21 protein-coding genes are annotated in these 21,143 nt (G+C 47.2%); 15 read left to right on the top strand and 6 right to left on the bottom strand.

Going from position 1 to position 21,143, the window contains the following annotated elements:
• Positions 1–98: 98 nt before the first annotated feature.
• From HP548_RS13520 to HP548_RS13490, 7 genes are all read left to right on the top strand, one after another.
• The gene (locus HP548_RS13520; protein WP_099857897.1) at positions 99–974 is read left to right on the top strand and encodes a carbohydrate ABC transporter permease; all 876 of its coding nucleotides are present in this window, start codon (positions 99–101) and stop codon (positions 972–974) included.
• Positions 974–1,888, top strand: coding sequence for a carbohydrate ABC transporter permease (locus HP548_RS13515; RefSeq protein WP_240342990.1), 915 nt, complete (start codon positions 974–976; stop codon positions 1,886–1,888). The genes HP548_RS13520 and HP548_RS13515 overlap by 1 nt, the downstream gene beginning before the upstream one ends.
• A gap of 34 nt (positions 1,889–1,922) precedes the next feature.
• On the top strand, positions 1,923–3,302 hold the full coding sequence (locus HP548_RS13510; protein ID WP_099857899.1) for an ABC transporter substrate-binding protein: 1,380 nt from the start codon (positions 1,923–1,925) through the stop codon (positions 3,300–3,302).
• Positions 3,303–3,389: 87 nt separating this feature from the next.
• Positions 3,390–4,157: an HAD family hydrolase gene (locus HP548_RS13505; RefSeq protein WP_175381961.1), complete on the top strand. Its 768-nt coding sequence runs from the start codon at positions 3,390–3,392 to the stop codon at positions 4,155–4,157.
• Positions 4,154–4,489, top strand: a complete 336-nt coding sequence (locus HP548_RS13500) for a DMT family transporter (protein WP_076287289.1) — start codon at positions 4,154–4,156, stop codon at positions 4,487–4,489. The genes HP548_RS13505 and HP548_RS13500 overlap by 4 nt, the downstream gene beginning before the upstream one ends.
• A complete protein-coding gene (locus tag HP548_RS13495) occupies positions 4,489–5,499 on the top strand; it encodes a metallophosphoesterase family protein (RefSeq protein ID WP_175381960.1) in 1,011 nt (336 codons plus the stop codon). The genes HP548_RS13500 and HP548_RS13495 overlap by 1 nt, the downstream gene beginning before the upstream one ends.
• Before the next feature lie 350 nt (positions 5,500–5,849).
• Positions 5,850–7,310 carry a carboxylesterase/lipase family protein gene (locus HP548_RS13490; RefSeq protein WP_175381959.1) on the top strand — a complete coding sequence of 487 codons (1,461 nt, stop codon included), beginning with the start codon at positions 5,850–5,852 and terminating at the stop codon, positions 7,308–7,310.
• 169 nt (positions 7,311–7,479) lie between these two features.
• Here HP548_RS13490 and HP548_RS13485 read toward each other — a convergent pair whose 3' ends face one another.
• Positions 7,480–8,634: a VanZ family protein gene (locus tag HP548_RS13485; protein ID WP_175381958.1), complete on the bottom strand. Its 1,155-nt coding sequence runs from the start codon at positions 8,632–8,634 to the stop codon at positions 7,480–7,482.
• A gap of 254 nt (positions 8,635–8,888) precedes the next feature.
• Between HP548_RS13485 and HP548_RS13480 the strand changes: the two genes are divergently transcribed.
• The 5 genes from HP548_RS13480 (at position 8,889) to HP548_RS13460 (ending at position 12,476) form a co-directional block, all read left to right on the top strand.
• Positions 8,889–9,230 (top strand): zinc ribbon domain-containing protein YjdM, encoded by a 342-nt coding sequence (locus HP548_RS13480; protein ID WP_076287691.1) that lies wholly within the window; start codon positions 8,889–8,891, stop codon positions 9,228–9,230.
• Positions 9,231–9,414: 184 nt separating this feature from the next.
• Positions 9,415–9,690, top strand: a complete 276-nt coding sequence (locus tag HP548_RS13475) for a type II toxin-antitoxin system Phd/YefM family antitoxin (protein WP_175381957.1) — start codon at positions 9,415–9,417, stop codon at positions 9,688–9,690.
• Complete coding sequence (locus tag HP548_RS13470) at positions 9,671–9,997, top strand: type II toxin-antitoxin system RelE/ParE family toxin (protein WP_175381956.1); 327 nt, start codon at positions 9,671–9,673, stop codon at positions 9,995–9,997. Before HP548_RS13475 ends, HP548_RS13470 begins: the two co-directional genes overlap by 20 nt.
• Before the next feature lie 430 nt (positions 9,998–10,427).
• On the top strand, positions 10,428–11,240 hold the full coding sequence (locus HP548_RS13465) for a class I SAM-dependent methyltransferase (RefSeq protein WP_175381955.1): 813 nt from the start codon (positions 10,428–10,430) through the stop codon (positions 11,238–11,240).
• Positions 11,241–11,414: 174 nt separating this feature from the next.
• Complete coding sequence (locus HP548_RS13460; RefSeq protein WP_175381954.1) at positions 11,415–12,476, top strand: LLM class flavin-dependent oxidoreductase; 1,062 nt, start codon at positions 11,415–11,417, stop codon at positions 12,474–12,476.
• A 242-nt stretch (positions 12,477–12,718) separates the two neighbouring features.
• Here the strand turns inward: HP548_RS13460 and HP548_RS13455 are convergent, their stop codons facing one another.
• Together HP548_RS13455 and HP548_RS13450 are read right to left on the bottom strand one after the other, a co-directional pair.
• A complete protein-coding gene (locus tag HP548_RS13455; RefSeq protein WP_175381953.1) occupies positions 12,719–14,482 on the bottom strand; it encodes a cellulase family glycosylhydrolase in 1,764 nt (587 codons plus the stop codon).
• A gap of 97 nt (positions 14,483–14,579) precedes the next feature.
• On the bottom strand, positions 14,580–15,056 hold the full coding sequence (locus HP548_RS13450) for a DUF4385 domain-containing protein (protein ID WP_175381952.1): 477 nt from the start codon (positions 15,054–15,056) through the stop codon (positions 14,580–14,582).
• 116 nt (positions 15,057–15,172) lie between these two features.
• Between HP548_RS13450 and HP548_RS13445 the strand changes: the two genes are divergently transcribed.
• The 3 genes from HP548_RS13445 (at position 15,173) to HP548_RS13440 (ending at position 17,588) form a co-directional block, all read left to right on the top strand.
• Positions 15,173–15,640 carry a YfbM family protein gene (locus HP548_RS13445; protein WP_076287299.1) on the top strand — a complete coding sequence of 156 codons (468 nt, stop codon included), beginning with the start codon at positions 15,173–15,175 and terminating at the stop codon, positions 15,638–15,640.
• Between the two features lie 99 nt (positions 15,641–15,739).
• On the top strand, positions 15,740–15,871 hold the full coding sequence (locus HP548_RS33730; RefSeq protein ID WP_256222229.1) for a hypothetical protein: 132 nt from the start codon (positions 15,740–15,742) through the stop codon (positions 15,869–15,871).
• Between the two features lie 211 nt (positions 15,872–16,082).
• Positions 16,083–17,588 (top strand): copper amine oxidase N-terminal domain-containing protein, encoded by a 1,506-nt coding sequence (locus HP548_RS13440; protein WP_246318054.1) that lies wholly within the window; start codon positions 16,083–16,085, stop codon positions 17,586–17,588.
• Positions 17,589–17,672: 84 nt separating this feature from the next.
• Here HP548_RS13440 and HP548_RS13435 read toward each other — a convergent pair whose 3' ends face one another.
• From HP548_RS13435 to pdxR, 3 genes are read right to left on the bottom strand one after another with little or no spacing between them, the layout of a single operon-like run.
• Positions 17,673–18,131: a GNAT family N-acetyltransferase gene (locus HP548_RS13435; RefSeq protein WP_076287300.1), complete on the bottom strand. Its 459-nt coding sequence runs from the start codon at positions 18,129–18,131 to the stop codon at positions 17,673–17,675.
• Positions 18,128–19,048 (bottom strand): D-alanine--D-alanine ligase, encoded by a 921-nt coding sequence (locus HP548_RS13430; RefSeq protein ID WP_076287301.1) that lies wholly within the window; start codon positions 19,046–19,048, stop codon positions 18,128–18,130. Before HP548_RS13430 ends, HP548_RS13435 begins: the two co-directional genes overlap by 4 nt.
• Positions 19,049–19,060: 12 nt before the next feature.
• The gene (gene pdxR / locus HP548_RS13425) at positions 19,061–20,512 is read right to left on the bottom strand and encodes a MocR-like pyridoxine biosynthesis transcription factor PdxR (RefSeq protein WP_076287302.1); all 1,452 of its coding nucleotides are present in this window, start codon (positions 20,510–20,512) and stop codon (positions 19,061–19,063) included.
• Between the last annotated feature and the right edge of the window lie 631 nt (positions 20,513–21,143).

The following is a 21,143-nucleotide window of genomic DNA, read 5'->3' as shown; positions in this document are numbered from 1 at the left end:
ATTATACAATCATTTTTGTACAGAAGAGATTAAAGGGAGTTTGAAGGCATGATTTTTAGAGAAATTAAATAAAATTTGGACGATTAGGAGTGTGCAAATTGCGTGTGAAATTATGGAGGGAGACAGAAGCGGTTCTCTTCACCCTTCCTGCCCTTATCCCATTACTCATTTTCTGGCTGGGGCCTTTGGGATACATTGTATATCTGAGTTTTACGGATTGGGACTTCATGAGTCCTGACAAATTATTCGTCGGTTTGGATAACTACAGCTATCTGCTAACCAATTCTGAATTTTACCGTTCATTAAAAGTTACGCTGTTGTTCGGTCTTGGAAGTGTAGTGCCTACGATTGTGGGTGGATTGGCGCTGGCCATGCTCATGAACAGCAAGATGAAGTCCTCCGGCCTGTTCCGGACCCTGCTATTCTCCCCTTGGGTGACTCCGACTGTCGCAGTCTCCATTGCGTGGTCCTGGATTTTCGAACCTGAAGTGGGGCTGGCCAACCTGTTGCTTGGATGGGTCGGCATATCCCCGATCGGCTGGCTGAAAGATCAGAACTGGGCACTGGTAGCTGTGCTCATCGTCACGCTGTGGAAGTCGATTGGCTGGTCCATGGTATTTTACCTGGTTGCATTGCGTAATCTGCCATCCGATTTACTTGAAGCGGCATCGATTGATGGGGCAGGCAGTTGGGACAAGTTCCGAAGCATTACACTGCCGTTGATTTCACCCACCACGTTCTTCCTGTCCATCATCCTGACGATCCAGTCGCTTCAGGCTTATGACCAGATTAACGTGATGACGCAAGGGGGACCGGCGGGATCAACAAGAACACTGCTTTATATGTATTATCAATCTGCATTTGAGTCCTTCAATGTGGGCGAGGCTTCTTCCATCGCCGTCGTTATTATTCTGATCTGCGTTCTGCTGTCGGGAGTATCCTTCCTGCTCGGCCGACGCCTGGTGCATTACTAATGAACATGACCACTTTAACCAACCAAACAAGAAAAGATAATAGTCGTGAAGAAGTGCAGAAACGGAAGGTCCCTCGTGCAGGAAAAGGATTTGCTACTGCACTTCGCTATCTGCTGCTTGCTCTGGTGAGTCTGACGATGGCATTTCCGTTCTACTGGATGGTCATTAGCGGTTTCAAAACGAATGACGAGATCTGGCAGTTCCCGCCAACCTTCTGGCCCGAAACGTTCCGTTGGAACAATTATGTGGATGCGTGGCAAGCTGCTCCGTTTGCCCGTTACATTCTGAATAGTACAGGGGTAGCGGCTGCGATCTGTCTGATCCAGGTCATTAACTCCAGCATGATGGCCTATGCACTCACCCATATGCGATTTCGTATAAAAGGGGTACTCACCGGACTGATTCTGGTAGGCTACATGATTCCGAGTACCGCCGTTTATTTGCCCAGTTATTTGGTGCTCAGCGAACTTAAATTACTGGATTCCTACACCGGACTGATTGTGTCCAACTGTGTCAGTGTGTTCTCTATCTTCCTGATCCGTCAGGCGTTCATGCAGGTATCCCACGAGTTGGTGGAAGCCGGCCAGTTGGATGGAGCGTCGCACTTCCGCATTCTGTGGACCATTATGACGCCGCTGGTTCGTTCGTCATTTGCCGTGATGGTGTTGATTACATTCATTGACCAGTACAACAACTATTTCTGGCCGATGCTCATTACCAAAGACCCGAATCTGCAATTGGTATCCGCAGGTCTGCGCAGCTTTTTCGTGGAAGGTGGAGCCTACGGTCTGGCATGGCCGCAGATCATGGCTGCCAGTGCTTTTACCATCGCACCGCTGCTTATCCTTTTCCTGTTTACCCAGAAAACGATCATGCAGAGTGTGAATATTACTGCCGGCGTGAACAAGAACTAATTTTCACAACATACTTTATATAGGAGGAATCAAAATGAAATTGGGTCAAGCGAGTATGAAATGGCGGAACAAATTAAAGCTCAGGTGGAGAGGGGGTATGTCGCTGGTACTGGCTGCGAGTTTTGCCCTGATCACCGCCTGTGGTTCCTCTGCTGATAGCGGCACGGGCACGGGTTCAGATGCAGCTGCTGCGAATGGAGCTGATTCTGCATCAAGTAGTCCGGTCGAGATTGAGTTCTGGTATGGTCTGGGTGGTAACCTGGGAGATAACATGAAGAAGACGATTGACGCCTTCAATGCATCCCAGAACGAAGTTGTTGTGAAAGGGATTGTACAAGCAGATTACACGGAGACAGAACAAAAACTGCAGGCAGCCATTGCCTCGAAAAAAGTACCCGCCGCTGTACTAAGCTCCAATATCGACTGGGCGCGCAAAGGCTACTATGCGCCTCTGGATGAGCTGATCGCTGCCGATCAGAGCTTTAACAAGGAAGATTACGTGCAAACCTTCCTGGAGCAGGGAAAAGTAGACAGCAAGCAATATTTCTTACCGATGTACGGAACAACCCAGATCATGTATTACCGTATGGATGCGCTGAAAGATAATAATATCGACCCTGCCACTCTGACCACGTGGGAGGCACTTGCTGAAGCGGCAGCGAAGATGAGCAAGCAGGAGAATGGCAAGACAACCTTCTACGGCTGGGAGCCGATGTGGGGTAGCGATAACATGATCGACGCCGTGCTGGGTAAAGGCGGGAAAATTCTGAGTGATGACGGCAAGACCGTAACGATTGATTCACCGGAATGGGTAGAGACGTGGGAGCTGTTCCGCAAGTGGATTAATGAGGACAAGACCATGGGTATTCATTTTGGCGGCCAAGGCTGGGAGTACTGGTACAAAACCATTGATGATGTGATGAAAAATAAAGCAGCTGGATACACCGGTTCCAGCGGTGACCAGGGAGATCTGGATTTCAGCATCGTTGCAGCTATGGAACAGCCAGGCTGGGAAGGTGTAGGCCAAGGCAAACCTGTAGCGAGTGCGATCATGGCTGGTATCCCGGCCGAAGCAAGTCCGGAACAGCAGCAAGCAGCTTATAAATGGCTGACGTATTTCTCGGAAACAGCGAATACAGCAGCTTGGTCCATGAACACAGGTTACATTGCAGTCCGTCAATCTGCTCAAGAAGATCCTGCTTTCAAAACGTTCAGTGAAGAGAACCCGCAAATCAAGGTTCCACTGCAGCAGGCTTCCCATGCTTCGGCTCCGTTCCAGGACCCGACTGGAGGCAAAATCAATGACGCACTTAAGGATGCAGCAGATCAGGTGCAGATTAATAACATTCCAGCGGCACAAGCGCTGAAGGAAGCCAAAGAAAAGGCTCAAAAAGAATTGGATCGCGTGAAATAACAAGGGAAACAAGCTTAACTTGGAGGAGCGGTGCAGTCATGTGCCGCTTTTCTGACTTAGTAATTCAGCAGACAAGGAGCGTAACCGATGCCCGATTTAATGCTGGGGAGCCTTTCTACCCCAATTGAGGCTATTTTATTTGACAAGGATGGGACATTGCTTGATTTTACAGCGATGTGGGGCTTCTGGACCGATCGTGTGATGGAGAACTTCCGGGAAGAGCTTGCTGCTCGTGGCCTTCAGTTCAATGCAGCAGAGATTCCTCATATATGGGGAACATTCCATGATGAGCAGGGACGAATGAACGGTTATGATGTGCGAGGGCCCCTTGCCATGGGAACGATGGAGGAAGTTTATGCCGTATTAACTTGGCATGGCTATCGTGCAGGATTAAGCTGGGCGGAAGCGAAAATTATTGTGAGGGAATGTTTGCTACAGGCAGAATATGCAATGAATAAGGAGCGCCCTGCTCAGCCCCTCCCAGGCGTCCTTGCCTTTCTTGAGCAGTGTCGCAGCAAAGGACTGAGAATGGGCGTCGTCACAGCGGATGAGACAGAAAATGCGCTAAGTCATTTGAAGTGGATGGGGATTGAATCTTTTTTCACCGTAGTTGTAGGAACGGATCAGGTTGGACGGGGAAAACCGTTTCCTGACATGTTGTTGCTGGCGTGTGAGCGTCTGGGTGTACCTACTGCAAGAGTTGTCGTGATCGGCGATACGGATGGTGATATGGAGATGGCTCGTGCTGCCGGAGCTGCCTGGAAAATTGCTGTCGGTGAACCTGCTCATATCAAACTCGCGGATCTTACGGTTCGTTCGTTTGATGAATTGCTGGAAGTCGAGGTAAACCGATGACGAGTCATTCATATACAGGATGGATACTGCTTGCCCTAGCGATTGGATTGGAGCTGAGCGGTACGATTCTGATGAGGGTCTCGGATGGTTTTACCCGCGTATGGCCTTCCATTCTTATGTTTGCTTGTTATGGAGCGAGCTTCACCCTGTTGAATTTTGCTGTGAAGTATATGCCGCTGGGTGTTGCTTATGCCATCTGGTCAGGCGTAGGCATTACATTGATTGGAATCGTGGGACATTACTTTCTGGGTGAACGTCTGAAGGCGATGTCGATCGTCTGGATGGGCTTTATTCTGATTGGCATTATTGGACTGAAATGGAGTGATTCCTGATGGGAAATGATAATAAACACGAACAACCGATAATCAGCTTCCAGGTCATCACAGATACTCATGTGAGAGAGCAGGCTGATCATATCCATAACCGTCATCTGGAGAAAGCGCTGGAAGACATCGCAACGTATAGCCATGGCAGCAGCGGAATTATGCATGTGGGCGATGTGACCGATCGTGGACTGCCTCAAGAATACCAAGAGTTGCAGCGTATATTGGAGGCTCAGGGCGATTCACTGCCTCAAATACGTTACACCGTAGGTAATCATGATATCGGAGCCATTCTATGGGGAGATCCGCCGCTGAACTTGACCACAATGAACCAGCATGAGGTGGGTGAGGTGTTGGGGCATTCAGGGGATATGGGCCAAGTCGAGGCTCATGATATTGAAAAACTGCAAGAATCGATCTCGATTGAAGAGTTATGGCAGAAGCGGTTGAGCGATTTTACAGCAATCACAGGTATGAACGGATCGTATCACGACCACTGGATCGACGGGTATCATTATATCTTCCTGGGTACGGAGCAGCCTCATCCAAAAGATTGTGATATGTCTGCAGATCAACTGCAATGGCTGGAAACGAAACTGTCGGAGCAAGCATTGCCGGAGCAGCCGATTTTTGTCTTTCTCCATCAACCACTGATGGATACAGTCGCGGGTTCCATGAAGGAACAGGGTTGGTATGGCGTGAGTCAGGACGCAGCATTAAAGGCTGTGCTAAGTCGTTATCCGCAGGTCATCCTCTTCTCTGGGCACACCCATTGGCAATTAGAGGCTAAGCATACCATCTACGAAGGTGGCGGACAGATGCCAACGATGTTTAATGCTTCCTCTGTAGCTTATCTCTGGACGGATGAGGACGAGCATCTGGAGGGAAGTGAGAGTTTGCATGTCGATGTATACCGTGATCGGGTTGTCGTTAAGGGACGTAATCATGTGACCGGGAGCTGGATTGAAGGCGCAGAATATACGGTTCATTATCCGATAAAAGTAAACGGCGGTAATTGATCCATACATCGGGTAAGTTGATGAAATATGCAGGGCAACAATAGAAGACTTCGCTCGTTAATTGAAGCGGAGTCTTTATTATTGCTGTAAAAGTTCCACGTGAAACGTAGCAGTGGTACTTGAATCTGGACAAACTTGTAAATGGGTATCGCGGAGATCTATACTCAAATAAGTGGAAACGCGCCTGCCAGTGAGCACGAAAGGGCGTTGAAGCAATACAAAATTATTCTTCGTGTACGTTATTAAACAAACCTTGAGACAGAATTTCATCAGCTCAAAGTTACACCCAGATCTGAACAATACCAGTCGTAAACTGGAACTATCGATCAGTAGAGAGGATGTATATGCGCATGAGGGAACTTCAAGTGAATACAAGATATGGAACGGTTCAAGGAGAGCTTCTGCATGGAGCACGTGTATGGAAAGGCATTCCTTACGCTAAACCACCCGTGGGTGAATTACGCTTCCAGGCTCCGGTCTCACCCGAGTCGTGGGATGGAGTCAGAGAGGCGACGCAATTCGGCCCTGAAAATATACAGCCAAGAAATCCTCAAACCGAGGCCATATCCGGACAGCCTCCGGTGGACTCGGAAGATAGTCTTTACCTGAATATCTGGGCACCTGAAAAAGAAAGCCATGATCCACTTCCCGTGATGGTATGGATTCATGGCGGATCGTTCGTTTCAGGCGCTGGCAGCCAGCCCATGTACGATGGAACACAACTTGTTCTCCGGGGAGACGTTATCGTCGTGACGATCAACTATCGTCTGGGGCCGCTAGGGTTCTTGCATCTGGCTCCGCTTGGGGAGGGTTTTGCATCCAATGTGGGTTTACTGGATCAGATTGCTGCACTGCAATGGGTACAGGACAACATCGAAGCTTTTGGCGGTGATTCGCATAACGTCACTGTATTCGGGGAATCTGCGGGCAGCATGAGTATTGCGGCTTTGATGGCGATGCCAGCAGCCAAAGGATTGTTTCATCGTGCCATTATGCAAAGTGGAGCCTCACAAGTCATGCCAGCAGAGCAGGCTTCAGCCATTCGTGATGGTATGTTGAAGGTTCTGGGTGTAACACCAGATGACCTGCACAAACTCAAAACCATTCCAGTGGAGCAAATCATCGCTGCTGGCGAGACGGTTAAACAACAAAGCGGTGCAGGGATGGCCCTGTTGTTCCAGCCCGTACTGGATGAAGTTACACTTCCGAAGTCGCCTCTTCAGGCGGTAGAAGAGGGCGCGGCACAGGATATCCCTGTACTGATCGGAACCACTTTGCATGAAGGCTCGTTGTTTATTCAACCTCAGGTGCCTTACTCCGAAGAGATCAACATGGTGAAGGCTGTTGATTTCATGACACCTGATCTGGAGAATCGGGTAGCAATTGCGGCCAGTTATCCCAAAACTGCAGATGGCCAGGCCCAGGTGATGACGGATCTGTTCTTCTGGCGCTCGGCTGTGCAATATGCGGCAGCTCAGCAGAAACATGCACCTGTATGGATGTATCGCTTTGATTGGGTGATGCCGGAGCACCCACTGCTGCATAAATCAATCCATAGCATCGATATCTTCTTTGCTTTTAATACGTTACCTGTATTGAAGTTTATGAATGCCGAACCGGATGCTGCCGCGGTAAAACTTGCAGGTAAAGTGCAGGATGCATGGATTTCGTTTGCCAAGCAGGGCAAGCCTGAGACAGCGGGAGTAAATTGGCCTGCCTACGAAGATGATCGCGCTACGCTGATTTTTAATCATGAATTGGAGTTGGTCCATGATCCGGAAGCTTCCAAACGTGAGCTGCTGGGGCTATAGTTCGGCGACCTCTGAACTTCATCTCAACATAGTTAAAAGGTGTGCCTCGTCATTAGTTGACGAGGCACACCTTTTTTTACGATGGACCAACTTGACGACTTTAATGGCAAACGATACAGTACTATCTTTCACCTGAACCTATGTGCTGTGAGTGGAATGAGTCCAGCATTTATTTTCGGGATGCTCTTGTCTTAGACACATCATCACAGTAAAAGGCTCGCTTGCCCCGGGAGAACAGCACCAGCATGACATGAACGAACAACACCAGAAGAATCAGCACATGCAAACCAACAATGCCAACAGAAAGCCATATTTTATAGGGCTCAAGCATCGCATTTTTGTTTAGCAAAGCATACTCGTTTATGATTTGAGCAATGGTCACAAACAGCCAAGGGACGTAAAGCGCGAGCAATCTTTTGAACAGGGAAGTGCTGGAAGGACCGCCTGTCCGTTGATCAATATATCTGAATCGCATCAGGGCTGAGCCTGGTGTTTTGCCTTCTCGCAGCGATGGGATAAAGAAAAATACAACCACCATCGCAATCATGGTATTTAGCATACTAATCATGGCATTTGTATGGGATAGATTGAAAATGGACATCAGATTGGACAGGAATACAACAACTACACTGTCGATAATGAGTGCGAGTACTTGGGCTACAGGGTAGACCTTGTTTTGTTCGATGATTTGTTCGCTTTTCGCCTGAATACTTGCACGAGATGGGAATAAGGCAAGCGCGATGGGTGCTGCGAAAAATCCCAGTACCGTTCCTGAAGTATTCAGCAGCAGGTCATCCACGTCAAACAGCCGATACGGGCAATCATAATAACCGTAGAAGCCGGTGATCTGGGTAATCTCAAAGAACAGGGATAAGCCGAATCCGCTTAACAAAGCCTGTTTCCAGTAAGATCTCTTTTGCCAAAAATAACGGATATACACGCCAAGTGGCATGAGAAGCAATACGTTGAACAGAACCTGCAGAAAAGCTCTGCCCTGAATCATTCCCATATAGCTGGCGGGTTGAGACCAGACAATTGGTGTTTCTTTCATAATATCTTTTACAAAGGTGAATGGAACAAGGTTGTAATAGACGGTATCCGCTGCTTGCTGTGCACATGTATTACGAGTCGTCGGGAAAGGAAGAATAACCAGACAATATGCAGCCAGTAGGTAGAAAATAAATGAAAAGCTGACGCCAAACCGCGACCAGCTAAAAAATCCATCTTTTCGATATCCGTAGATTAACCAAGGCACCAGCAGAAACATGGCGATAAGGACAAAAATAAAGAAAGCCGTTTGGACAGGAAAAACATAGGGTGACATGAGCAGAAACTCCTTTTATAGGATGTATATCAGCATTTCGTGTGAGACACGACTTTTAAGAATAGTATTTCGTTGTGATACTCCACCATTTTTCTTCTATAGCTTCAGTATAAGGAACCTTCCTTAAATCAGGGGGCGGGGCAATCTTAAATTTAGTTTAAAATCAATTAACCACTGTGGCCTATGTGGAACAATGGACTGCATTCCCGTATACTTGCGAGGAAGCCACAAAATGAATGGAGAGTTTAATACATATGTCTAATTTGCCTAATTGCCCCAAATGTAATTCCGAATACACTTACGAGGACGGTAATCTGTTGGTGTGTCCAGAATGTGCGCACGAATGGGCGCTAGCATCAGAAGAAGAGAATGCGGAGGAAACTAAAGTAGTACGCGATTCCAATGGTAATGTCCTGAATGATGGCGATACCGTTACGGTCATTAAGGATTTGAAGGTGAAAGGCAGCTCGCTGGTAGTTAAGCAGGGAACCAAAGTCAAAAACATCCGACTGATTGACGGTGACCATGACATCGATTGCAAAATCGACAGCCTAGGCGCAATGAAGTTGAAGTCCGAGTTTGTGAAAAAAATCTAGCTTCTCTTTAGGCATGGCTGGATTGCCATGTTAGTGGACTTGTCTTAAACCATAAAGAACGTTCATTTCTGCAATGATGTGGAAGTGAAGGTTCTTTTTTGTTGTGTGGAGAAAGGACCCCAGATGAATAAAGTAGTATTATAATGTTATAATTAAGTGATTATAATGATATCGGAGGGAAGTTATGCAGATCAAACCATCAACTACAATACGCAAGGACTATAATGGGTTCTCTAAATATTGTCATGAGCTGGATGAGCCCGTGATACTTACCCGCAATGGAGAAGCTGATTTAGTTGTGATGAGCCATGAAGCGTACCGAAGAATGGAAGCCAGAACCGCGTTGCAATCCAAACTACTCGTCGCTGAGAAACAGGTGGCCGAAGGTGAAGAGTTGCCCAGTCACGAGGAAGTGATGACACGATTACGGAGAAAATTGGATGCTTCCAAAACAGAGTAGCATCCGATATACTCCTGCTGCTGTTGATGATCTCGACGAAATTTTCTCTTATATATCTAAGGACAACGTAGAACAGGCAGAGAAGATGCTTGATAAACTGGATGGAAAAATAAGGAACATCGCCGATTTTCCCAATATAGGTTCTGTTTTGTCAGAGGATGATTACAACCTGATTCAGCGAGGATACCGGTTTATCGTCGTTTCTCCCTATCTGGTTTTCTACCGCATTACTCTAGAGGGTATTATCATTTATCGCATCTTACATGGGCGGAGAGATTACCTCAGAGATTTATTTGAGATGAATTGACAGGAAATATTTAGAAGTACTATACTGGATAAAATTTAACAGTCAAATGCAATGATCAGGAGTAATAAGGCACAAGGTTTGGTCCAGAGAACTGTCGTTATGGTGCAAGGCAGTCCAACCTATCCCCAACTCACCTGTGAGCAGCAGAATCGAACCGTAGTTACGTGAATATCGTCATTGCTCAGCAAACAAAGGGCTGGATGTTAAAAATGATGCTATACGCTGACTTCATGTAGATTCTGACGGTTAACCTCCGTCATCAGGTCCTGAGATGTTATGGCAGGGTAGGTTGGAGTATGATGTAACCAATCCTGTTCATGGATCAAGAAGAGTGGTACCGCGAAGGTCAGACCTGTCGCCTCTTAGTTGAGGTGGCAGGTTTTTGTTTTTTTATATGGCCTTAATGTTGAGAAAAGGCAGGTGCAGAATCATGGAAAGATCACGTGTGATTGAGTATTATTCCAGATTTGACGAGTGGGGAAGGCTGGACCGAGAACCGCTGGAATTCATCATTAATATGCATTATGTCCGAGAGTCACTTCCGGCAACCGGACTTGTGCTGGACAATGGCGCAGGACCAGGCAAATATGCCATGGAGCTTGCCAAACTTGGATACCATGTCACGCTGTCAGACTTGACCCCTGCATCTGTGGATTTGGCTCGACAGAAGGCAAAGGAATTGGATTTGACACAGCAGTTTGACGGATTTCATGTGTTGGATGCGACCCATCTGAACGGTATTGCAGATGAGACATATGATGCGTCTCTGATGCTGGGGCCGTTGTATCATTTGCAGACGGAAGAAGAGCGAGTGGCTGCGGTACGGGAGCTGCATCGGGTCACCAAGCGTGGGGGAACTGTGTTTGTAGCGATGCAGAGCCGTATGCGAATGGGCATTACCTCTTTACAATTCCCGCAGCAATGGAAACCACATGACCACATGGAAGCTATCCGGTCTTTTGTGGAAAAGGGTACATTCGATCATCTGGATCAAGGGCGGTTTACAGGGGCGTACTATTTCAACATACAGGATATTAACCCTTTTATGGAGCAGCACGGATTCGAAACGGTAGACCTGATTGGATCGTCCAGTCTGAGAGCTATGCTCACAGAAGAGCAGCAGCAATATTGGAAAGAACGAGGAGAATACGATGAGTTGATCCAGTATATGATTGAGGCGGCCAAAGACCCGTCAATACTGGGAATCTCGTCTCATCTGTTGTACATTGGGAAAAAGAAATAATTATGAAATCATTGGATTTTGAGAAGAATATGTCACGAAAGTGCCCTCTGGAAAACAGGGGGCACTTGTATTTTTCCTCAAAATAGTTCAATATTAAGATAAATAACAAAAGGTGATCTACTTACAATAGGTTAGATGGACGACGGATCGCTTCATAACAGGGAGGAATAGACAATGGAAATTGGAATCAGTACATTTGTGGAGACGAATCCAGACGTAAACACAGGAGAACTTATAAGTCATGCGCAGCGTATTCGCGACGTCGTTGAAGAGATTGTTTTGGCAGATCAGGTGGGGCTGGATGTATACGGCGTGGGAGAACATCACCGTGCCGACTATGCCGCTTCATCACCAGCTATCATTTTGGCCGCCGCAGCTTCACAGACCAAACGCATTCGCCTAACCAGTGCTGTAACGGTGCTATCTTCGGCTGATCCGGTACGGGTTTTTCAGGATTTTGCAACGCTGGACGGCATTTCGAATGGGCGTGCAGAGATTATGGCAGGGCGGGGATCATTCATCGAATCATTCCCATTGTTCGGGTATGATCTGAATGATTATGATGAATTATTTGATGAAAAATTGGAGCTCCTCTTAAAGCTGCGTGATTCGGAAAAAGTAACTTGGGAAGGCAAACACCGCCCTTCCTTTAATAATCTAGGCATCTACCCGCGTCCGGTACAGGAAAAACTTCCGGTATGGATCGGCAGTGGCGGTAACCAGGAATCGGTTGTCCGCGCAGGTCTGCTTGGATTACCGCTTGTACTCGCCATTATTGGTGGTCGCCCCGTTCAATTTGCACCACTGGTGGAGTTGTACAAAAAAGCAGCTGCACATGCAGGTCACGATGCTTCCAAACTGACTGTGGCTTCCCACTCTCACGGCTTCATTGCAGATACAACAGATGAAGCCGTGGAGAAATTCTTCCCTCCAGCCCAGGCTGTAATGAACATACTGGGCCGTGAACGAGGCTGGGGACACTATAGCCGTGCAACATTTGATGCGGCACGTAGTCTGGAAGGTGCGCTGTATGTGGGTGATGTGGATACCGTTGCTCAGAAGATTATCTATCTGCGTAAAGAAGTTGGTATCACACGCTTCATGTTACACACTCCCCTCGGCACGATGCCGCATGAGGAGGTAATGAGAGCCATTGAACTGTTCGGCAAAGAAGTCGCTCCCAAAGTCCGTGCAGAAATCTCGCGTTGGGAAGCTGAGAATGAAGCCGGGCGTTAATTAGCGATAGTAATCCCTTATATATAATGATAAAAAGGAGCAGGTCCTTCATCCGAGCGATGAAGTGCCTGCTCCTTTTTCGTTTCCTTATCAACTATGGCTTAGCTATGTCCACAGCTGAAATACTCCATTGGCAGCGTCTTTATTTGAACAATCTTCAAAACTGTGTAGGTCATGCTGCATCCAGCAGCGCCCATTGCAATCAACGGGGCGTTCAATCTCAACTCAACCTGGGAACAGTTTCAATTATTTCGTACCTTGCCAATCACCTGATTTCCGTTCTTAATCAGAGTGTAGCGAATGAGCTCACCACTCCAGAAGTGAAATGTCAGCTCGATCTGTCCGTCATGCAGTTCTTTGAGCCAATCGGGCTGTAGCTTAATTTTATTCGTTTCATAAGAAGGAGCAAATGTGGTCAAAAACTCTTTGAACGGTGTCCAGTCCTGTGGCGCTGTGTTCTCACCGGATGTATACACAGCCTCCATCGTGGCAAGCTGATCACCTTGAAACTGGGTGGGAATGGAGAAGGAGTCTACTATACCTGTTGCGTCGCCCAACTCGGGCTCCGTGGACACAATCACATTCCATTTCCATTTTGCGCCCTGATTGAACTTCGCTGTGAGTATCCCATTGTTCCCAAGCGTCTGAGTTGAGCTGATCATCCGGGATAACGCAGTGGATTTGACGGTTAAGGTGTTGCCAATGAACGAATAATCCGTGCCGGCTTTCAGCAATTGATCACCCGCATACAGGGCAACTAACTTGTTTCCGTTTAATTTGATCGTCAATTGTCTGTCTGCTACAGGCGAACCTTGTCTGAAATAGAGCAGATCGCTTTCTCCTACGGCAGAACGTCCTGTCCAGGACGCTTGAATCATCTGAAATAAATCCGGGTCAGCCCACTGGAATGTTAGTCGATTCAGATGCTGACCGTTGTCCCATAACATGGACGTGATCTTTTTTTCTTTTAACTGATGACCAATGAACTCAAAATATTTCAGCTTCTCTCCCTGTTCGATGACATCCGTATGTTTGTCAAAACCGAGCAGGCCGTATTCGCCCAGAATAACCGGAATGCCCTGAATAACCAGTGTGTTGTACACATTATTGAACGTGCTGGCCGCATCATTTTTCGTATCCGTATCGAAGGTGGTGTGCCCTGCAATGTTAACGCTGAACGGCCAATATCCGTAATAATGCACCGTAGCAATCAGATTGTGATCCTTTAGGCCAGCTATCGTCTGTTGCAAACTGTCGAGTCTTACCTGTGTTGGTGAACTTTCCAGCGTAGGCAGGACCAACGGGCGCTCGCTGTTATTTCCACCTGTTTCTCGTACCAACTTTACAAATGCAGTGTTCAATTCATGCAAAAGCTCTAACTGCCGTGCCTCATCAATATTGCTGCCTGAGCCCATGTCGCCTGCATTTGTTGCTCCGCGGTTAAAGCGCGGTTCGTTAACACTTTCAAACATCAGCTTACGTGGTTCATCTTTGAACTGCTTGGCAATCTGAGTCCATACTGCTTTATAACGGGAAAGCACCTGATCATGGTCCGTCTCCAGTTGGCTGATCCAGAGGTAGGAATCATGGTGAACGTTCACGACGACATAGAGGTTGGCATCCAGCGCCCATTGGACAACCTCCTGAACACGACCCATGTAGGCTGGATCAACAGTGTAGTCTGGTGCGTCCCCAATATGCCCATCCCATGTGACGGGAATGCGAATACTTCGGTATCCCTGAGCAGCGATCTGCTGTATCAGTTCGCGGGTAACTCGCGGGTTGCCCCAATACGTTTCATCAGATCCGACCGTATCCAGGGAATTTCCCAGGTTCCATCCCGGCTGCATCCCGTCAACATCGCTTTGTAGCGGACCAAAGGCCGTCATTTCATGTTGTCTGGCAAGTTCAGACTTGGCTGCAGATGCAGGCAAAGGAAGCAGAATAAACAGACACAGGGTCATGCAAACAAGCGTCAGGATGAAATGGTGGCTAGGTGGGTTCATAAGGGCTCCTTTGGATGGGCGTACATCGTTAATCTCGTGTGTGAAGCTTGATGTATTGCATTATATCAAAATGAACATCTGCATGAATCATGTATTTTCACCCATGCTCCTGCACGTTCTCTGACTCGTACTTTTCCCGGTGCTTCTGCTTCATTTTCACATAATCCGGGTCCGTTTTGGCGATCTCCCATTGTGCTTTGAAAATGGCTGCTGATTCAGCCTTCACTTTATTATTCTGATAAGGCAGGATGGAGCCGTCCTCCTTCGAATATTTGCGTCCGCCTTTATGATTCGTATACCGCCGGGCCCGCGTATAGCCCATTTGCAGAAACTTGCGTGCCATATCCATACCGACAAAGTCATCCTTTTCCTTATACTCCAAAAATAATTCGTAGATCTTCTGCGAGGATTCTTTCGCAATTTCGGGTGTTTTGAACCGCCAGTACGGTAGGATCTCGCTTTTGTAGGGCTCCACCATTAATACACCTTGCTCTCCCCGGCCAACGGTATATAGTTCAGGTTGCTTGCGCAGATCAAGCTCCTCGTAATTGAGGCTGTAATCAAACTTTTTCATGGATTCCGCTCCTCCTTGAAGATTATTGTTCCTTTCCACCTCTTTACCCCGATTCTTGTACAACATGCACGGTTAATGGGAAAGAAGAGAAGTATATACATAGGAGGGATAAGGGTATGGGCATGTCCGGCAGATATCTTGTTGTCACCAATGAATTGGTCGCATCCATTAAGTCAGGTGAAGTCAGTGTACATGATTGTTCGGTCGAGCTGGATATCGATAAAATGTGGCAGATGCTTCAGTTTACGTTGACTGGTGAAGTGGTAGAGGGGCAGCCTCCTCTGGGATATGTGGTCCCTTTGGCAGGCGAACAATATCTGGGCAACTATTCAGACATGGATCTGTTCCTGCTGAACAATGAACAGGTGCTCGAGGCGTACATGGCTTTAGAACAACTGACACCTGAAGAATTGAAGAAACGGTTTAGCCTGGAACAAATGGTAGCTGAGGGCGTGTATCCTGTCATGGAGGATTGGGACGCAGAGGAGACATTCCAGGAGATCGTTCAGACACTGAATGATGTTCAGGCTTTATATCAGGCAACGGCTGCAAGCGGAAACGGAATTGTCTTTTATATTTTCTAAGATCCCACCTCTGTCTGTTTAATTTGTCATTATTCCGGTTATTGATAGAAACAAGGCACAGACTGTGCCTAAAATCCGGTAGAAGAGAGGGAATACGATATGACACAAGACCAGAATGAAGAGAACAAAGCCATTCAAGACGACGAGCCGGATCAATTTGAAACCCCTGCACGTACCGATGGTAAAGAATCCGATGAGGACACTGAGTCCAAGGATACGGAAAAAGAATAAACTGAACTGTTTATGGTTCGACTAGGCATATTGTTGTTGAAGCGAATTACACCAAATTTTAAATATACGTCATACTCGAGGTCGGACCATTGTTCGGCCTTTTTTTGGTATTTATTTATGGATCCGGTTTACAACAATTACCTATAACCCTCATAATAGGAGTGAACCACATTTTTCCTAAGGAGGAGATCGTATCAAAAATCACAAGCTATTGAAGTGGATTGCCGTACCACTCGTATTGATGATGGTTGCGCTTACGGGATGTCAGGCCGTAGGTGGCGTAGATATTGGCAAAGCCGTTGTCAACAGTACAACCGTCAAGTCCGGTGAATCCAAACAGTCCATGCATATAAAAATTGAACCTACAGCAAACCTCGTCGATGAGGATGCGCTTCAAATGATTGAACTCATTAATTCCGTTTCATTGGATATTGAAGATGCCAAAGTGAAGGACTCCAACACGGCGTCTGTCAAAGGCACACTGAGTATGCAAGGAAAGAAATTGCCTTTCCATCTGTCGATGGATAAATCGGAAATGGTCATTGATGTAGACGGAGCGCAAAAGCCTCTATACATATCTTTGCAGGATGACACACTTCCTATGCTAGATACGAAGGCGTTGGAGAAGCAGATCGAGGAGCTTTCCCCGAAATTGCTGACCTTTGCGCTGAAGCATTTGTCCAACCCGAAAAATATTTCCGTAACCCCGGTAGAGGAATCGGTTAATGGTGAATCGCTGAGTCTCTCCAAGCTGCATGTGGAGATCAGTGGAGAAGAGCTTCTTGCCATGGTTAAACCGTTTCTGACAAGTGTTGCTCAGGATGAGCAAGGACTCAAGGATCTGATTGGAGATCTGTATGATGTGTTCTACCCTATCCTCGTTACATTCAACACGGTTGATATTGGCGACGGCAGTGCCCTTCCTTCTACGATTAGCGAATCACGGGATGCCGAAGTTGCTTCATTGTATGAAATGATTAAGGGCGGTCTTGACGAGATTCTTGCTAATTACGACAAGGAACTAGCCAACTTGTTGACCGAAACACCTGAATTGAAGACGGTGTTCGGAACTGAGACCAATCTCAAATTGGACTTTTATCTGGACAGCGCACTGAATATCCGTAAACAGAATTATGATTTCAAAGTAGCGTTGCCTGCTTCTGAAGATCTGCCGATCAAATCGGTATCTGTATATGGTGACAGCGAACTTTGGAATATTGGTGGACCAGTAACTGTGGATGCCGTGGACAAAACGGCTGGTGCAATTGATCTGATGCAGGGAGATATCACGCCAGGTCAGATGTTGCGCAATTTTGATTCCAATTCACTTGTGTATCAGCTGTTGAAAGATGAAGCGGGAATCACCCGTAAATATGTCATGTTGTATCCGGACGACGAATCCTATGGCGCAGTCACTGTTAAAAATACAACATTTGTTCCTCTTCGTTATCTGTCCGAGGAATTGGATGCTGAAGTGAAATGGACCAAAGGGTCGGATAAAATCGTCGTTATTGACGATATCACCGGCGATGAGATTGTCCTGACTGTAGGTTCCAAGAAGGCCACTGTTGCAGGCAAGGAAGTAACAATGGTTGAACCCGCTTATGTGGGCAAAAACGGCAAAACTTACGTCCCACTGCGCTTTATGGCCGAATCTCTTGGGGCATCTGTAGATAAGGAAAAAGAAACAGGCTGGATTTTTATCGACCGGCCATAAGTAAGATTTGTATATTATAAAAAATGCCCGTTTCCGACCTTTGTGTTGGAAATGGGCGTTTTTTTGATGTTACATTGCAAACAGTCAGCTATGCTGCAAAGCCTGCGGCTTTTTGCTAAAGCCGGTGCTTCCCGCAGTAAAGCCCATCTGTTGGTAGAATTTATGCGCATCTTCACGATCCGGGCGATTGCCGCTGTTCAGGGATAAGGAATCCACGCCATGAGTGGCTGCCCATTGCTCTGCTTCCAGAATAAGCTGACGACCGATGCCGGAGCTTCTGAACTGGTCATGCACGATAAGAGCCATAATACGGCAGTGCTTTCCGTTTTTTTCATATAGATAAGATGTTTGGAGTCCGATCAGTCCAACGACACGGCCACGGACTTCGGCAACCAACGTTGCAAAGTTTGAATCCGCAGCGATGTGCGAATAACGCTCCTTCATCTCGGCATACGTGGTTGGATAACCGAGTTGATCCATAAGAATGACCATGTCCTGCAGATCTTCAGGGGTACTGTTACGAATTGTTATATTCAGACTCATGATCGCGTTGCCTCCTTTTGACGTTCTTTTAACGAGAGATCAATGATGGAATCCAGCAAACCGGCAAAGGAGATACCAGCCGCGGCTGCACTTTTGGGCAGCAGGCTATTTCGGGTAAGACCTGGTAGCGTGTTTACCTCAAGCACATATGGCATGCCATCCCGAATCATCATGTCCACACGGGCATAGACACTGCATTTTAACACCCGGTAACAGGTTAGTGCTGCCGCTTCTACACGTTTGTGCAAATCCGCAGGCAAATGAACGACCTGCTCATCAGCGCCGCCGTCATTATATTTAGAAGTGTAATCGAAAAAATCAGCATTTGAACGAATCGAGATAACTGGAAGCATCTGACCATCCAGAACGGCGCAGGTAATCTCCTCACCCTCAATATATTGCTCAATCATGACGACTTCGTCCCAGACGAGTGCCGCTTCTACAGCCGCATGAAGAGTCGAGGGTTCCTGTACCACTTGCGTACCAATGCTGGAACCGCCTGAATTGGGTTTTACTACAACGGGATACGTTAACTGCTGCACAGCGGTTGATGACAATTCATCCAAACTGCTTACCTGAAGCCACTCGCCAGTAGGTACACCCGCATGCTGGATGAGGCGTTTGGACATATCTTTGTCCATGCATACGCTGCTCGCGAGGACACCACAGCCTGTATAAGGAACACCCAGCGACTCCAACGTACCTTGAATCGTACCATCCTCGCCATATTTGCCGTGCAGAGCGAGCAGTGCTACATCCAATCCTGCGGCTTTCTCAATGAGATCACGTTTGCTGTTGATCTCTACCGGAATAACCTCATACTTCTGTCCATCCAGATGGTTAATCATCTCCTGTCCGGTGAGCAGAGAAACATTCCGCTCCGAAGATGTGCCACCCATTATCACGCCAACTTTCATGTGTAATCCTCCTCATTTCATTTGAGCAACCGTCTCGCCAATGATGCGAATACCTTTGCGAATGTTCTCATCGCTGACTCGGGAGAAGCCCAAACGCATCGTGTTTTGTCCCTGGCCAGGTTCAAGATAAAAAGTATCCCCGGGCATGAAGGTAACGCCTTTTGCCTTGCAAGCCGCCAGCAGCTCCCTCGTGCGGTATTCTGGTGGGAATTGTACGAACAGGTGAAGTCCGCCTTCACCGGAAACCCGGCACATCGGCAGATACTGCCGCAAGCAGCGGACGACCAGCTCATATTTTCGCTTGTACTCCGTGCGAGCCCGCTTCAAATATTTCTCGAAATTGCCGTTGCTCAGATATTGATAGAGCAGGGACTGATCCAGCGTCGAGGTATGAATGCTGCGCGCCCGTTTCATGCTTTCCAGATAATCAATCAGTGCCGCATCCGCAATGACCCAGCCTACGCGTAATCCCGGAAACAATACCTTGGAGAAGCTGCCCAGATACACGAGTCCGTTCCCTTTGCCCACACTGGCAATCAGAGGGGAGACATGGGAACCGGAATAGCGCAGTTCCTCGTTAAAGCCGTCTTCAATTATCGGCACATGGTACTGGTTCATCAGTCGAATGATCTCTGTCCGTTTGGCAGGTGATGTGACGATCCCAGTTGGATTGTGGTAGGAGGGCACAAGGTAGGCCAGATCATACGGGTTGGCTGCAAGTTCCCGTTCCAACTGCTTCAGGTCCAGACCATCTGATTCCATATCCACACCGGTGAGATGGAATTGATGAAGTCTCAGATTTTTAACAGCGGTATGATGTGTCGGGTTTTCACACAGAGCCCTGCCGCTTTTTTTGCGAAGTGCGCCCAGTACCAGATCAAAACCTTCCGTAAATCCGTTGGTAATCAGAATATCCTTGCCGGATAGGTCGACACCTTTATTTTCCATATAACGCAGTAGATACTTCATGAGAGGCCTGTAGCCTTGCGCATATCCGTAATTCAGCAGCACTTCACCTTCAAGCGACATCCGGTCGAGAAAGGCTCTTTTGACATTGTGCATGTCAAACAGCTTCTCATCCGGCGCAATGCTGGTAAATGAAATCTCACCACGCTCTGAGCCAGAGCCATGTTTCATCAGATCATACTGCTCTGCCTGGATTGCATAATCGCTGACACGTTCGTTCCAGTCCAGCTGCCACCCGGATGTTGCCTCAGGTGCATCAATGGTGGAGCTTACGTAATTGCCTTTGCCTTTGACCGCGTAAATCAGGCCTTCCTCCTCAAGTTCAGCATAGGCCAGCAGAATCGTGCTGCGGCTTACTTTCATGAGTGTACTGAGTTCGCGGGTGGAAGGAAGCTTTTGTTTGGCTTGCAGGCCGCCTTTGAGCATCAATCGCTTCATATAATCTTTGACTTGTATATATACAGGGCGGTCCTCCGTCAGTTGCAGATCGGAATACATCCCATCACTCCCTTATTTGCTATCTTGCCATATTATAACCCCCGCAGAAAGAACCACGATACCTCTGTTTCCCTGCGGAGGTGGTTGGTTGTTTGCGCAAACGTAAAAAAGCCCTGGCATCATGCCGGGCTGGGGTGAAACGTGATCCATCTTTTATAGTGCTGCTGCTTATAACTTTCTAGGTTGGCGTTGCATGACTAGTCTCTCTAGGATCGATAGCTATCTGTCCTTCTACGTGTGTCTATTTACTCTCGTACGGCTATAATTGCAGGCTTTCTAGGTCAATCCAGTTCTATACTTTCTTCGTAAAGCTAGGATCTTTCTACGTTTGCTTGCTGCAAGGGTCGAATAGATGATGAATCGTAAAGCTATAAAGCTAGGTTCTTGCTAACTGTACTCTTGTCGTGCGCACGTAACAGAATTCAGTATGAAAAAGATGATCAATCATAGGGTACAATAGACGGAAGTAGATATAAAGACATATGTCTTAGTGCCCAAATTCTTCCTCATACCCCTATAGTACCACTTTGAATCAGGGAAGTTAACCTTTTTTTTGAAATATTTGTCGTAATAGTTGAAAAAAGCTTGAATCTTGCTTCTTATTAATGAAATGGTTTCCCTTTATAATATA

The organism is Paenibacillus taichungensis, assembly GCF_013359905.1.
Classification (GTDB): Bacteria; Bacillota; Bacilli; order Paenibacillales; family Paenibacillaceae; genus Paenibacillus; species Paenibacillus taichungensis.
This window is presented reverse-complemented; position numbering and strand designations above follow the sequence as displayed.

Excerpts from the sequence above, each read along its gene's own strand:
- HP548_RS13470 (WP_175381956.1), top strand. The coding sequence starts at position 9,671 with ATGCTTCCAAAACAGAGTAGCATCCGATATACTCCTGCTGCTGTTGAT.
- HP548_RS13460 (WP_175381954.1), top strand. The coding sequence starts at position 11,415 with ATGGAAATTGGAATCAGTACATTTGTGGAGACGAATCCAGACGTAAAC.
- HP548_RS13465 (WP_175381955.1), top strand. The coding sequence starts at position 10,428 with ATGGAAAGATCACGTGTGATTGAGTATTATTCCAGATTTGACGAGTGG.
- HP548_RS13450 (WP_175381952.1), bottom strand. The coding sequence starts at position 15,056 with ATGAAAAAGTTTGATTACAGCCTCAATTACGAGGAGCTTGATCTGCGC.
- HP548_RS13490 (WP_175381959.1), top strand. The coding sequence starts at position 5,850 with ATGAGGGAACTTCAAGTGAATACAAGATATGGAACGGTTCAAGGAGAG.
- pdxR (WP_076287302.1), bottom strand. The coding sequence starts at position 20,512 with ATGTATTCCGATCTGCAACTGACGGAGGACCGCCCTGTATATATACAA.
- HP548_RS13480 (WP_076287691.1), top strand. The coding sequence starts at position 8,889 with ATGTCTAATTTGCCTAATTGCCCCAAATGTAATTCCGAATACACTTAC.
- HP548_RS13505 (WP_175381961.1), top strand. The coding sequence starts at position 3,390 with ATGCCCGATTTAATGCTGGGGAGCCTTTCTACCCCAATTGAGGCTATT.
- HP548_RS13495 (WP_175381960.1), top strand. The coding sequence starts at position 4,489 with ATGGGAAATGATAATAAACACGAACAACCGATAATCAGCTTCCAGGTC.
- HP548_RS13430 (WP_076287301.1), bottom strand. The coding sequence starts at position 19,048 with ATGAAAGTTGGCGTGATAATGGGTGGCACATCTTCGGAGCGGAATGTT.
- HP548_RS13475 (WP_175381957.1), top strand. The coding sequence starts at position 9,415 with ATGCAGATCAAACCATCAACTACAATACGCAAGGACTATAATGGGTTC.
- HP548_RS13500 (WP_076287289.1), top strand. The coding sequence starts at position 4,154 with ATGACGAGTCATTCATATACAGGATGGATACTGCTTGCCCTAGCGATT.
- HP548_RS13455 (WP_175381953.1), bottom strand. The coding sequence starts at position 14,482 with ATGAACCCACCTAGCCACCATTTCATCCTGACGCTTGTTTGCATGACC.
- HP548_RS33730 (WP_256222229.1), top strand. The coding sequence starts at position 15,740 with ATGACACAAGACCAGAATGAAGAGAACAAAGCCATTCAAGACGACGAG.
- HP548_RS13435 (WP_076287300.1), bottom strand. The coding sequence starts at position 18,131 with ATGAGTCTGAATATAACAATTCGTAACAGTACCCCTGAAGATCTGCAG.
- HP548_RS13485 (WP_175381958.1), bottom strand. The coding sequence starts at position 8,634 with ATGTCACCCTATGTTTTTCCTGTCCAAACGGCTTTCTTTATTTTTGTC.
- HP548_RS13510 (WP_099857899.1), top strand. The coding sequence starts at position 1,923 with ATGAAATTGGGTCAAGCGAGTATGAAATGGCGGAACAAATTAAAGCTC.
- HP548_RS13515 (WP_240342990.1), top strand. The coding sequence starts at position 974 with ATGAACATGACCACTTTAACCAACCAAACAAGAAAAGATAATAGTCGT.
- HP548_RS13445 (WP_076287299.1), top strand. The coding sequence starts at position 15,173 with ATGGGCATGTCCGGCAGATATCTTGTTGTCACCAATGAATTGGTCGCA.